Origin of the sequence: Streptomyces javensis, from assembly GCF_039525925.1 — a bacterium.
GTDB classification, from domain to species: Bacteria; Actinomycetota; Actinomycetes; order Streptomycetales; family Streptomycetaceae; genus Streptomyces; species Streptomyces asiaticus.
Genome location: NZ_BAAAIF010000029.1, coordinates 43662 through 56287 on the forward strand (window position 1 = coordinate 43662; position 12626 = coordinate 56287).

Genomic DNA, 12626 nt, shown 5'->3' on the forward strand with positions numbered 1-12626 from the left:
CCCGCCCGCCCCCATTCCCAGGGGTGGGCGGGTGGGCGGGGGCCCGGGCTACCCCTTACGATCCTCTGCGTGTCCAAACTGACCGACCTCCCGAAACGGATCCTGATCGGGCGGGCGCTGCGCAGCGACAAGCTGGGGGAGACCCTCCTCCCGAAACGCATCGCGCTCCCCGTCTTCGCCTCCGACCCCCTGTCCTCCGTCGCGTACGCGCCGGGGCAGGTGATGATCGTTCTGTCCGTGGCGGGTGCGTCGGCCTACCACTACAGCCCGTGGATCACGATCGCCATCGTCGTGCTGATGTTCACGGTGGTCGCCTCGTACCGCCAGAACGTCCACGCGTACCCCAGCGGAGGCGGTGACTACGAGGTCGCCACCACCAACCTCGGCCCCAAGGCGGGACTGACGGTCGCCAGCGCCCTGCTGGTCGACTACGTCCTCACGGTGGCGGTGTCGATCTCCTCGGGTGTGGAGAACCTCGGCTCGGCCGTCCCCTTCTTCGTCGAGAACAAGACGCTCTGCGCGGTCGGGATCATCCTGCTGCTGACGCTCATGAACCTGCGGGGCGTACGGGAGTCGGGCAAGCTCTTCGCGGTCCCCACCTATGTCTTCGTCGGCGGCGTCTTCGCGATGATCCTCTGGGGCGCCTACCGCGGACTGGTCCTGGGCGACGACATGAAGGCCCCCACCGCGGGCTACGAGGTGCACGCCGAGCAGACCGGGCTGGCCGGCTTCGCGCTGATCTTCCTGCTGCTGCGCGCGTTCTCCGACGGCTGTGCCGCCCTGACCGGCGTCGAGGCGATCAGCAACGGCGTGCCCGCCTTCCGCAAGCCCAAGAGCCGTAACGCGGCCACGACGCTGGCGCTGATGGGCGGCCTCGCCGTGACCATGTTCGTCGGCATCATCACCCTCGCCCTGGCCACCAACGTCAAGATGGCCGAGAACCCCGCGCACGACCTGCTGAAGAACGGGACACCGCTGGGTGCCGACTACACCCAGAACCCGGTGATCTCGCAGGTGGCGGCCGCGGTCTTCGGCGACGGCTCGTTCCTCTTCGTGGTGCTGGCCGGGGCCACCGCGCTGGTGCTGTTCCTGGCCGCCAACACCGCGTACAACGGCTTTCCGCTGCTCGGCTCGATCCTGGCCCAGGACCGCTATCTGCCCCGGCAGCTGCACACCCGCGGCGACCGGCTCGCCTTCTCCAACGGCATCGTGCTGCTGGCCTCCGCGGCCGCGGTCCTGGTCTACCTCTACGGGGCCGACTCCACCCGGCTGATCCAGCTCTACATCGTCGGCGTCTTCGTCTCGTTCACCCTCAGCCAGACCGGCATGGTGCGGCACTGGAACCGCCATCTGGCGACCGAGCGGGACCCGAACGCCCGCCGCCGCATGGTCCGCGCCCGAGCGATCAACACCTTCGGGGCCTTCTTCACCGGCCTGGTGCTGGTCGTGGTGCTGCTGACGAAGTTCACCCACGGCGCCTGGGTCGCCCTGCTCGGCATGGTCATCTTCTACGTCACCATGACGGCCATCAGGCGCCACTACGACGGCGTCTCCGAGGAGCTGGCGGCGGCCACCGAACAGCTCGACGAGGAGGAGGTGCGCCCCTCCCGGGTGCACTCCCTGGTGCTGGTCTCCAAGGTCCACAAGCCGACGCTGCGCGCCCTGGCCTACGCCAAGCTGATGCGCTCCCACCGGCTGGAGGCGCTGAGCATCAATGTGGACCCCGCCGAGACCAAGGCGCTCCAGACGGTGTGGCACGAGCGCGGCATAGACGTACCACTCAAGATCCTCGACTCGCCCTACCGCGAGATCACCCGGCCGGTCATCGACTACGTCAAGAGCCTGCGCCGGGAGAGCCCGCGCGATGTGGTCTCCGTCTTCATCCCCGAGTACGTGGTCGGCCACTGGTACGAGCACCTGCTGCACAACCAGAGCGCGCTGCGGCTCAAGGGGCGGCTGCTGTTCACCCCGGGCGTCATGGTCACCTCCGTGCCGTGGCAGCTGGACTCCTCCGAGCTGGCCCGGAAGCGGGCCCGCAAGCGGGCCGAGTGGAGCGCGCCGGGTGCGGTGCGGCGCGGCCCGGTGATCCCGCCCAAGCGGGAGAAGGGCGAGAAGGGGGCGAAGGGCGAGAAGCCGGGGGTCACCTCGCAGGTGCCGGGCCGCTAGACCCGGGGATCCGGGGCCCGGGGATCCGGGGGTGACGGGGCGCGGTCCGGCGCGACGTAGACTGGTGGGCTGTTGTCCCACCGCGCCCCCTCACCCCTTCTGGAGCCTGAGCCCGCCATGCAAAGTGAACCCAAGGCATCGCTGGTCGGCGAGGAGTACGAGGTCGAGGTCGGCCCGGTGGCGCACGGCGGTCACTGCATCGCCCGGACCGCCGAGGGCCAGGTGCTGTTCGTCCGGCACGCGCTGCCCGGCGAGCGGGTCGTCGCCCGGGTGACCGAGGGCGAGGAGGGCGCGCGCTTCCTGCGCGCCGACGCGGTGCGGGTGCTGGACCCCTCCAAGGACCGGGTCGAGGCGCCGTGCCCGTTCGCCGGACCCGGCAAGTGCGGCGGCTGCGACTGGCAGCACGCCGCCCCCGGCGCCCAGCGCAGGCTCAAGGCCGACGTGATCACCGAGCAGCTGGCCCGGCTGGCCGGGCTCACCCCCGAAGAGGCGGGCTGGGACGGCACGGTCGAGCCCGCGCCCGGCGACAAGGTGGCCCGCGGCGAGGTCCCCGCCTGGCGCACCCGGGTGCAGTACGCGGTGGACGAACAGGGCCGTCCCGGGCTGCGCCGCCACCGCTCGCACGAGGTCGAGCCGATCGACCACTGTCTGATCGCCGCCCCCGGCGTCACCGAACTCGGCGTCGAGAAGCGCGAGTGGCCCCAGATGGCCACCGTGGAGGCCATCGCCGCCACCGGCTCCTCCGACCGGCAGGTGGTCCTCACCCCGCGCCCCGGCGGCCGGCTGCCGATCGTGGAGCTGGACCGGCCGGTCTCCGTGCTGCGGGTCAGCGAGTCCCGCGGCCGCGACCGGGCCCGTCTGGTGCACCGCGTCCACGGCCGCCCCTTCGTCCGCGAGCGCGCGGCGGGCCGCACCTGGCGGGTCGGCGAGGGCGGCTTCTGGCAGGTCCACTCGAAGGCGGCCGACGTCCTCGTCGAGGCCGTGATGCAGGGTCTGATGCCCCGTAAGGGCGAGATGGCCCTCGATCTGTACTGCGGTGTCGGCCTCTTCGCGGGCGCGATCGCCGAGCGGGTGGGGGAGCGCGGTGCGGTGCTGGGCATCGAGTCGAGCAAGCGCGCGGTCGAGGACGCCCGGCACAACCTCCAGGACCTGGAGCGCGTCCGAATCGAGCACGGCAAGGTCGAGCAGGTGCTGCCCCGCACCGGGATCACCGAGGCCGACCTGATCGTCCTGGACCCGCCCCGCGCGGGCGCGGGCAAGGAGACGGTCGCCCGCGTCGCGGCCCTGGGCGCCCGCCGCATCGCCTACGTCGCCTGCGACCCGGCGGCCCTCGCCCGCGACCTCAAGTACTTCCGCGAGGCGGGCTACGCCCCGCGCCGGACGCGTGCGTTCGACCTGTTCCCGGTGACGCATCACGTGGAGTGCGTGGCGATCCTGGAGCCCGTGCGCGAGGAGCGCTGAGTCCACATCATCGCGCCGCCCGCCAGGACGGCGCACAGGTGGAGGGTGATCGCGAGGGCCGGCCGCTCCGGGAGGACGACGTCGCGGGGCGAGGCGATCGCCACGTACAGGGTGAAGGGCAGCTTCCAGCCGCTCCACGCGAAGAGCGAGCCCGAGCCGAGCCAGCCGAGGACCGACGGCAGCCAGCGGGGGAGCCGGCCGGGGCCCTCGCGGCCCGGGCGGGCCACGGCGAACGCGGCGACCAGCGCCCAGGTGCCGCAGATCCCGCACAGCAGGCGCCAGGTGGTGCGGCCCTCGCCGGGGTGGGCGAGGCCCGCGGTGCCGCCCGCCGCCCAGTACAGCCACATCAGGCCGACGGCGGCGCCGAGCGCCACGGCCGCCCGGCCGAGCGGTGAGGGACCGCGGGCCCGGCCGGTGAACGCTTCCGGCCAGCGCCTGCGCAGATAGGCGGGGAGCGCGAGGGTGAGGCCCAGGCCCATGCCGATGAAGCCGAACTGGATCAGGGCGGCCTCCCAGCCGGGCATCCGGGGGTCGCTGTCGCCCCCGGACCCGGAGGCGTCCGGCTCCGACAGCAGCGAGTCGGCCACCGCGTACGGCAGCATCGACACCAGGAACCCCGTGCCGACCCAGGCGCAGAAGATCAGCGGTACCCCGGGCAGCCGCATCCCCCACGGCCGGGCCAGGGCCAGTCCGAGAGTGATCCCGATGACCGCCATGCCGACCGTGACGGTGTTGAGCACCACCCATTCGGCGAGCCCGAACCCGGCCCCGACGGGCGCGAGTCCGAGCAGTGAGCCGATCACCCACGACACCTTGATCACGGCGTAGGGGGCCATGGCGGCGGAGCCCCCGTACGCGGCCAGCCGCCCCATCCGGTCCCACCGGTCCGTCCGGTGGCCCTCCGCGTCCGTGTCGCGAAGGGCCACCGCGGCGTTTCGGCGGCCGCGTAAGCCGCGGATCACACCCGTACGGTCTCCGCGGTGTCCGGCTCCTCGGCCCGCCCCGGGCCGGAGCCACCGGAGGCGTGCGGGGAGTCGAAGCGGTGGTTGGGCCACCACGCCTTGGAACCGAGCATCGCGGTCACCGTCGGCACCAGCAGCAGCGCCATGATGAACGCGGTGAGGAGGATGCCGAAGGCGACGGCGAAGCCCATCTGCTGGAGCATGGTGTTGCTGGCGAGCATCAGCACACCGAAGGTGCCCGCCAGGATGATGGCGGCCGAACCGATCGTCGGCGCCGACTGGGCCACCGCGAGCCGGGCCGCCTCGGCCGGGGACTTGCCCTTACCGACCTCCTCCCGCAATCGGGCCACCATCAGGATGTTGTAGTCCGTGCCGATCGCCACCACGAACAGATAGACCACGATCGGCAGCATGAAGAGCAGGCCGTGCTCGCCCCTGATGTCCTGGAACAGCCAGACCGTCGAGCCCAGGGTCGCGGCGAAGCCGAGGCCCACGGCGAGCATCAGGTAGAGCGGTGCCACCACGCTGCGCAGCAGCAGGCCGAGGATCAGCATGATGGCCACGCCCGCGACCGGGAACACCAGCCGGTAGTCGTGGTTGACCGCGTCCTCGATATCGCCCAGCACCGCGGTCGTCCCGCCCACCAGGGCCTCGCTGCCCTGGGGCGCGGAGGTGTGCGCGGTGTCCCGCAGGTCCCCGGCCACCAGCTCGATGGCCTTCTCGGAGGCGGGCCGGTACTTCAGCACGACGCTGAACTGGGCCACGTCGCCCTTGGGGTTGGGCACCGCGGGTGAGACCTCGCCGACGCCCTCGACCCCCTCCAGCTTCTTCCGGAACCCGGTCAGCGCCGCGGCGTCCAGCTTGGCGCCGTCCTTGGACTGGACGTACACCAGGCTCGGGTCGGACTCACCGGCCGAGAAGCTCTTCTGGAGCTCCGTCATGGCCTTGACGGACTCCAGGTCCTTCGGCAGCGAGCTGTCGGTGTCGAACTCGGCCTTGAAGCCGAACGCGCCCACCGCGAGCGCCGCCAGCACACAGGCGGACACCGTGGCGATCAGCCCGGGACGGCGCGAGACCAGGGAGCCGGTGCCGTTGGCGAGCCGGTTGCGGGGCGCCTGCTTCCACGCCTTGGACGGCCAGAACGCCTTCGTTCCCAGCAGCGAGAACACGGCGGGCACCAGGGTGAGGGCCGCCACCAGGGTCACCGCGACGGAGATCGCCAGCGAGGGACCCATGGCGCGCATGCTGCCCATCGTCGACAGCGTCAGGGCGAGGAACGCCACGATGACCGCGCCCGCGGCCGATGCGATGGTCTCGCCGACCCGGGTGACCGCCTGGATCAGGGCCTCCTTGGGCTCCTCGCCCTTGCGGAGGTTTTCGCGGTAGCGGAACAGCAGGAACAGCATGTAGTCCGTGCCGACGCCGAACAGCACCACGATCAGGATCGCGGAGACGCTGCTGTCGGCCTCGAGTCCGAACAGGTCGCTGGCGGTGCCGATCAGACCCTGGGCCATGATGAACATCACCAGGATCATCAGCACGGGCATCAGCGCGATGAGCGGACTGCGGAAGATGGCGCCGAGCAGCACGATGATCAGGACCAGGGTGGCCATCATGATCATGGCGTCGGTGTCACCCTCGGACTCCGCGGAATCGAGCCCCGAGGCCGCGGGACCGGCCACATCGACCTTCAGCGAGGTGCCCTTCAGCAGCTTGTCGCGGTCCTCGCGCAGATCCTTGATCGACTGCTGGGTGTCCTCGTCGTAGAGGTTCTTCTTGGTCGAGTAGATGTTGCCCAGCGCCATCTTGCCGTCCTTGGAGACGGCCTGGGGCGTGGTCACCACGGACTTGAAGGTCTTGTACTTCTTGTCCTGGAACCCCTTGGTCGCCTTGATGACGGCGGCCTTGTCGGCCTCGGAGAGCTTCCCGCCGTCCGACCGCTGGTAGACCAGGATGGCGGCCGCGCTCTCCTGCTGCGGGAACGCGTGCTCCTGGAGCTTGGTCACCCGCACCGATTCGTAGTGCGAGGGCAGGAAGTCAGCTTGGTCGGAGCTGGACTTCAGCGGTGGGGCAAGGATGGCCAGGCCGACCGCCGCGATGACCCACATCGCGACGATCAGCCATGGACGGTTGACGGCGAACCGTCCTATTCGCCCGAACATGACGCTCCTTAGGGAGTTAAGGTTCCAGTAAGAGGGCACGCTAGGGCAGCTGTTCGGGCCGCACCACGTGTCCTCGTGGAAATCGGCCTGGGGGGTGAGGGCGGCTCCGCCAAAGGGTTTAGGGAAGCGATCCACGTCTCAGCATCCGTGCTGAGGGCGCCCCTCGGGCCCCGGGCCGACGGCCACCGTCCGAGTTTCGGGGGCCGCGGCGCGGGCGGGCCGTGAAGTGGGCGGGTCTGACATGTAGTTGACAAAATCAGCGTGCCCGGCGGCTTCTCGCGGGTGCGTTCCCGCCCGTCCCGTCCGCTTCCTGACAACGCGCCCGTACGCCTCGTCAGGGCGCCCCGGCACACCTCGTCAGGACGCCGCGCTACGGCTCGTCAGGGGGCGGGTGCCACGCCTGGCCGGATTCGGCACTAGACCTCCTGGAGGGCCGTCTTCGCGGCGTCCACGAAGTCCGTGAGGGCCTGCCAGAACGGGCGGAACGCGGCGTGGAAGCGCTGCCCCGCCTCCGGCTCCTCCGAGCGCATCGCGCCCAGGGCGCGATGGAACGGGCCGGTGGCCTTCTGCAACGCGTTCGCCGCGGTGGCCGCGGCGGCCGGGCCCTCCAGCTCGACCACGCGCACACAGCGGCGCATCTTGCCGTACTCGTCGCGCTCCCGCTCGGCCAGCTCGTCCAGGAGGGCGAGGCGGTGTTCCGGCGCGCCGGTGCGCTCGACGGCGGCGACCTCCCAGTACAACTCGCCGATGCTGTGGGTCTGTTCGATCAGATCGAGATATGCGGTGCGCCTGCTGTCACGCAGCCGCTCCGTGCGCTGGGCGAGCGCCGCGGTGTCCGCCTGGATCCGGGCGGCCCGGGTGTTGCCGCGGCTGGTGACCCAGCTGGCCATGACGGCGGTGCCGCCGGTGAGGGCCGCGATCCAGAACGTGCTGTCAGTCATGGGCCCCCGTACCGTCCTCAATTCCTCGAGCGCTGAACATCCGCAGTCCCTTGGTCATCATCGGCCACGGCGGCTATCCCCCGATGGTAGGAAGATACGGAAGGAGTAACGGTTCGGCGGTATGTGCCACAGATATGTTCCGGAGCATGAGCGCATCCGGGCTGCTGCCCGCAAGGACCGAACTGCGGCCCATCGTCTCCGAGTTGAGGCTGTCGGCCTTCAAGAGCCACCGCCGTGCCGCGTTCCAGCTGGGACCGCTGACCCTGATCTCCGGTCCGAGCGGCAGCGGTAAGTCCGGGGTGCTGGAGGCGTACGCGGCGCTCGCGCGGCTCGCGGGCGGCGCCCGGCTCGCGGAGGTGTTCCGCGATCCGGCCGCGTACATCCCGCGCCGGGCGCGGCCGGACCGGCAGGGGCGGCGTGGCTTCCGCATCGGCTGCACCGTGGACGGCCCGGTCGGGCCGGTACGGGTCGATGTCGCCGTACAGGCCGAGCCCGAACTGCGCATCGTGGGCGAGCGGATGACGGGGGCGGGGGAGACCCTGCTGGAGACGGCGCTGCGCGACCCTGGGCGGCGCTGTGTCCAGGCCGCCTGGCACACGGCGGGCGCGGTCGCGGTGACCCGCGCCCCGCTGCCCGACGACCGGCTGGCGACCTCGCTGCTGCCGCTGCGGGTCGCGGGCACGACGGAGGGTCAGCGGCTCGCGCTCGCCGCCGCCGAGCAGGTGGTCATCGCGCTGCGCTCGGTCTTCCCTTGCGATCCGCGGCCGGACCGGATGCGGGCGCCGGCGGCGCCGAGGGACGGGCGGCTGCGCGGCGGCTGCGAGAACCTGGCGGCGGTGCTGCGGCGGACCAGCCGGGAGTGCGGTACGCGGCACGCGGCGCTGGTCGCGGCGGTCCGGGCGGGGTGCGCCGGGCCGGTCGAGGGACTGGTCACGGAGGGGCGGGCGGACGGGGTGGTGCGGGCCCTGGTCGAGCAGGGGGAGCTCGGCGCGATGCCCGTGGAGCGCCTCGGCGACGGCGAGCTGCGGTATCTCGCGCTCGCGCTGGTGCTGCTGACCGGGCCCGGTGTGCTGGCCGTGGACCCGGCGGCCGATGTGCTCCCCGCGCGGCAGGTGCTGACCGTGCTGGCCGACGGTTTCGACCGGTGTCTGGACCGGCGGCAGGCGCGGGAGCTCCTGGGGGTGGCGGCCCGGATGTGCGCACGGGGGCACATCCGGCTCGTGGGGACGGTGGGGGACGTGACGGGGGCGGTCGGGGACGCCCCCGTCACGGTGGTAAACCTGGGGCGTGAGCGAGTCCCATGAGAGCGAACGACGAACCGACGGCCTGGATGTGGCGGTGCTCCAGCGCAGGCTGGCCGCCTTCGCGGCGGCGCGCGACTGGCAGCAGTACCACACCCCCAAGAACCTCGCGGCGGCGCTGAGCGTCGAGGCGTCGGAGCTGGTGGAGATCTTCCAGTGGCTGACGCCTGAGCAGTCGGCGCGGGTGATGGAGGACGAGGGGAAGGCGGGCCGGGTCGAGGACGAGGTCGCCGATGTGCTGGCGTATCTGCTCCAGTTCTGCGAAGTGCTGGGGATCGACGCGCTCGCGGCGCTCTCGGCGAAGATCGACCGGAACGAGATGCGGTTTCCGGTGAACGGGGCGCGCTGACGGCGTACCGGGGGCCACGAGGGCTCGCCGCGAACGGGGGCTTTGGCGGTGAATGGGTGATCTCGCGGTGAACGGGGGCTATGGCGGTGAACGGGGACTGTGGCGGTGAACCGTGATCTCCGGCGACTCGCGGGGCCCTGACCCCTTGATCCGTCACTCTCCGTGGTGAAGAAGTTATCCACACCGCAACTGTTGTCAACAGATTCCTGAATTCCCCTAGCTTTTCGGCCTGTTAGTCATCACTCTGGGTAGTGGAGGAGTGACGGGCTCGAAAGTCCGTTGAGAGGGGTGCGGGGAATGGACGCGATGCGGCTGATCGGTGTCACCCGGCACGCCCTGGCGAAGGCCGGGAGCGTGCATGACATCGTGGCCGAAGCCTGGCAGGTTCAAGCGCTGGCCGAAGCGGTCGGCGGATATTTCGTGGTGAGCGGCCCGGCGGCCGCGCGAGCGGAGGCGCGCGGTCTGTGCGAGGCGGGCGGGCGGGCGCGCGGCGCCCTGTTCCACCCGGCGCTGCACCACCCCACATTGCGCGGCGGCGGTTTACGGGCCGCCCAGCTGTCGGAGGTGCGCGATCCGAGGGAGGTGCTGCTGGCGCTGGGGGAGCTGCTGGCGGAGGCGGGCTTCGCGTTGGTCGGAGTCGCCTCCAATACCGAGGAGGAGGCGCTGTACTGGCAGTGCGTGGAGGCGATCGACGCGGCGGACGAGGCCCGGGACCGGGTGCACGGCATGCTCAGGCACCTCACCTTCCGCGAGTGGGGTGGGGAGTGGGGTGGTGCCGCGTGACGAGGCAGGATGGGTGCCATGGATCTTCGCATCTTCACCGAGCCCCAGCAGGGGGCGACCTACGACACGCTGCTCACCGTCGCCAAGGCCACCGAGGACCTCGGATTCGACGCCTTCTTCCGGTCCGACCACTACCTCCACATGGGAGACGTGGACGGCCTCCCCGGCCCCACCGACGCCTGGATCACCCTGGCCGGGCTGGCCCGCGAGACCCGGCGGATCCGGCTGGGCACCCTGATGACCGCCGCCACCTTCCGGCTGCCCGGTGTGCTGGCGATCCAGGTCGCGCAGGTCGACCAGATGTCGGGTGGACGAGTCGAGCTGGGCCTGGGCGCGGGCTGGTTCGAGGAGGAGCACCGGGCCTACGGGATCCCCTTCCCCAAGGAGAAGTTCGCCCGGCTGGAGGAGCAGCTGGCCATCGTCACCGGGCTGTGGCAGACCCCGGTCGGCGAGACCTTCAGCCATGACGGGGCCCACTACCAGCTGGTGGACTCCCCGGGGCTGCCCAAGCCCGCGCAGAGCAAGGTGCCGGTGCTGATCGGCGGCCAGGGGGCCACCCGCACCCCGCGGCTGGCCGCGCGGTACGCGGATGAGTTCAATATGCCGTTCGCCTCGCCCGAGGACAGTGAGCGCCAGTTCGGCCGGGTGCGGGAGGCGGCCAAGGCCGCCGGCCGCAAGGGCGACGACCTGGTGTACTCCAACGCGCTGGTGGTGTGCGTGGGCAAGGACGACGCCGAGGTCGCCCGGCGGGCCGCGGCGATCGGCCGGGAGGTCGAGGAGCTGAAGGAGAACGGTCTGGCGGGCTCCCCGGCCGAGGTCGTCGAGAAGATCGGCCGCTATGCGGAGGCGGGTGCCTCCCGGCTCTACCTCCAGATGCTGGACCTGAACGACCTCGACCACCTGGAGCTGATTTCCTCGCAGGTCCAGGCCCAGCTGGGCTGAGCGCACCACCAGGAGCACCCGTGATGTCCGTACCCCCCACCTCAACCCCCACCTCAACCCCCGCCTCCCTGGCCGCCGCGCTGGAGCGCGGACCGCTCGTCCTCGACGGCGGTCTCTCCAACCAGTTGGCGGCACAGGGCTGCGATCTCTCCGATGAGCTGTGGTCGGCCCGGCTGCTGGCCGACGACCCGGGGCAGATCGAGGCGGCCCACACCGCCTACGTCCGGGCGGGCGCGCGGGTGCTCATCACGAGCAGCTATCAGGCCACCTACGAGGGGTTCGCCCACCGGGGTGCGGGCCACGAGGAGGCCACGGGGCTGCTGCGGCGCAGCGTCGAGTTGGCGCGCGTGGCCGCCGGGCGGGCGGTCGCTGAACGGACGGCCGCCGAGCGGGCAGGCGGGGGCGAGCGGGGCGCTGAGCCGGTGTGGGTCGCCGCCTCCGTCGGCCCGTACGGGGCGATGCTGGCGGACGGCAGCGAGTACCGCGGGCGGTACGGGCTGAGCGTGGCCGAGTTGGCCCGGTTCCACCGGCCGAGGATCGAGGCCCTTGCCGCGGCCGGGCCCGACGCGCTGGCGCTGGAGACGGTGCCGGACGCGGATGAGGCCGAGGCGATGCTGAGCGCCGCCGAGCGATGCGGGGTTCCGGTGTGGCTCTCCTACAGCATCGCGGGGGAGACCACCCGGGCCGGGCAGCCGTTGAGGGACGCGTTCGCCCTGGCCGCGGGGGTCGACCAGGTGATCGCCGTCGGCGTCAACTGTTGTGAGCCGGGCGACGCGGACCGGGCCGTGGAGATCGCGGCCGACACCACCGGTAAGCCGGTGGTGGTCTATCCGAACAGCGGAGAGGAGTGGGATGCCACGGCGCGGAGCTGGCGCGGCCGGGCGACGTTTGACCCGGGGCGGGTGAAGGCGTGGCGGGAGGCGGGGGCGCGGCTCATCGGTGGCTGCTGTCGGGTGGGGCCGGAGCGGATCGCGGAGCTGGCGGCGGTGGTGCGGAATCACTAAGGGGGTGTCGGGTGGGCCGTGCCGCCTGCGGCGGACTGTTCCCCTCCCCGCCCCTTCCCACAACTGGGGCTCAGCCCCAGCCCCCGGACCGGCCCCTGGGAGCGGGGCTCTGCCCCAGACCCCCGGGCGGCCCCCAGGTCCGGGCCTCCGCCCAGAGCCCGGCCCGGGGCTCCGCCCCGAGCCCCGGGGCGGGCCCCTGGGTGTGGAGCTCTGCCCCAAAGCCCCGAGCGGGGCTCTGCCCCAGGCCCCGGGGCGGGTGCTGGGTGCGGACCGGGACTGCGCCCCAGGCCACGGGGCGGCCCCTGGGTGCGGACCGGGACTGCGCCCCAGGCCCCGGAGCGGGCGCTGGGCGCGGGCTTTGGCCCCAGACCCCCGGGAGGCCCCTGGGTGCGGACCTTCGCCCCAGAGCCCGGACCGGGGCTCCGCCCCAGACTCCCGGGCGGCCCTGTGTGCGGGGCTGCGCCCCAGAGCCCCGAGTGGGCCTCCGCCAGAGCCCGGACCTGGGCTCCGCCCCAGGCCCCGGGACGGGCCCGTGGGTGTGGGGCTCTGCCCTGG

Annotated in this window: 10 protein-coding genes; 7 read left to right on the forward strand and 3 right to left on the reverse strand. The window is 72.1% G+C overall.

The genetic code is table 11. From position 1 onward, the window contains the following. Positions 1-69 precede the first annotated feature (69 nt). Positions 70-2166 (forward strand): APC family permease, encoded by a 2097-nt coding sequence (locus ABD329_RS24825; RefSeq protein WP_198280115.1) that lies wholly within the window; start codon positions 70-72, stop codon positions 2164-2166. A 117-nt stretch (positions 2167-2283) separates the two neighbouring features. Then, positions 2284-3627, forward strand: coding sequence for a class I SAM-dependent RNA methyltransferase (locus ABD329_RS24830; protein ID WP_198280116.1), 1344 nt, complete (start codon positions 2284-2286; stop codon positions 3625-3627). On the opposite strand, the gene ABD329_RS24835 is transcribed toward ABD329_RS24830, so the two are convergent. The 3 genes from ABD329_RS24835 to ABD329_RS24845 form a co-directional block, all read right to left on the reverse strand. After that, positions 3579-4499 (reverse strand): hypothetical protein, encoded by a 921-nt coding sequence (locus tag ABD329_RS24835; protein WP_198280119.1) that lies wholly within the window; start codon positions 4497-4499, stop codon positions 3579-3581. The genes ABD329_RS24830 and ABD329_RS24835 overlap by 49 nt on opposite strands. Positions 4500-4585: 86 nt before the next feature. After that, positions 4586-6751: an MMPL family transporter gene (locus tag ABD329_RS24840; protein ID WP_198280117.1), complete on the reverse strand. Its 2166-nt coding sequence runs from the start codon at positions 6749-6751 to the stop codon at positions 4586-4588. A 416-nt stretch (positions 6752-7167) separates the two neighbouring features. After that, complete coding sequence (locus ABD329_RS24845; protein ID WP_198280118.1) at positions 7168-7692, reverse strand: hypothetical protein; 525 nt, start codon at positions 7690-7692, stop codon at positions 7168-7170. A gap of 146 nt (positions 7693-7838) precedes the next feature. On the opposite strand from ABD329_RS24845, the gene ABD329_RS24850 reads away from it, so the two are divergent. The 5 genes from ABD329_RS24850 (at position 7839) to mmuM (ending at position 12071) form a co-directional block, all read left to right on the forward strand. After that, the gene (locus ABD329_RS24850; protein ID WP_344316912.1) at positions 7839-8996 is read left to right on the forward strand and encodes an AAA family ATPase; all 1158 of its coding nucleotides are present in this window, start codon (positions 7839-7841) and stop codon (positions 8994-8996) included. Next, positions 8980-9342, forward strand: a complete 363-nt coding sequence (locus ABD329_RS24855; RefSeq protein WP_309142977.1) for a nucleotide pyrophosphohydrolase — start codon at positions 8980-8982, stop codon at positions 9340-9342. The genes ABD329_RS24850 and ABD329_RS24855 overlap by 17 nt, the downstream gene beginning before the upstream one ends. A 297-nt stretch (positions 9343-9639) precedes the next feature. After that, positions 9640-10125 carry a DUF6099 family protein gene (locus tag ABD329_RS24860; RefSeq protein ID WP_020867923.1) on the forward strand — a complete coding sequence of 162 codons (486 nt, stop codon included), beginning with the start codon at positions 9640-9642 and terminating at the stop codon, positions 10123-10125. A gap of 18 nt (positions 10126-10143) precedes the next feature. Beyond that, positions 10144-11067 carry an LLM class F420-dependent oxidoreductase gene (locus tag ABD329_RS24865; protein ID WP_198282226.1) on the forward strand — a complete coding sequence of 308 codons (924 nt, stop codon included), beginning with the start codon at positions 10144-10146 and terminating at the stop codon, positions 11065-11067. Between the two features lie 23 nt (positions 11068-11090). Continuing rightward, positions 11091-12071, forward strand: a complete 981-nt coding sequence (gene mmuM / locus ABD329_RS24870; protein WP_344316914.1) for a homocysteine S-methyltransferase — start codon at positions 11091-11093, stop codon at positions 12069-12071. Positions 12072-12626 lie beyond the last annotated feature (555 nt).

What these genes read in the sequence shown, in the direction of transcription:
- mmuM (WP_344316914.1), top strand. Translation starts at nt 11,091, where the DNA reads ATGTCCGTACCCCCCACCTCAACCCCCACCTCAACCCCCGCCTCCCTG.
- ABD329_RS24860 (WP_020867923.1), top strand. Translation starts at nt 9,640, where the DNA reads ATGGACGCGATGCGGCTGATCGGTGTCACCCGGCACGCCCTGGCGAAG.
- ABD329_RS24865 (WP_198282226.1), top strand. Translation starts at nt 10,144, where the DNA reads ATGGATCTTCGCATCTTCACCGAGCCCCAGCAGGGGGCGACCTACGAC.
- ABD329_RS24830 (WP_198280116.1), top strand. Translation starts at nt 2,284, where the DNA reads ATGCAAAGTGAACCCAAGGCATCGCTGGTCGGCGAGGAGTACGAGGTC.
- ABD329_RS24835 (WP_198280119.1), bottom strand. Translation starts at nt 4,499, where the DNA reads ATGGGGCGGCTGGCCGCGTACGGGGGCTCCGCCGCCATGGCCCCCTAC.
- ABD329_RS24850 (WP_344316912.1), top strand. Translation starts at nt 7,839, where the DNA reads ATGAGCGCATCCGGGCTGCTGCCCGCAAGGACCGAACTGCGGCCCATC.
- ABD329_RS24840 (WP_198280117.1), bottom strand. Translation starts at nt 6,751, where the DNA reads ATGTTCGGGCGAATAGGACGGTTCGCCGTCAACCGTCCATGGCTGATC.
- ABD329_RS24845 (WP_198280118.1), bottom strand. Translation starts at nt 7,692, where the DNA reads ATGACTGACAGCACGTTCTGGATCGCGGCCCTCACCGGCGGCACCGCC.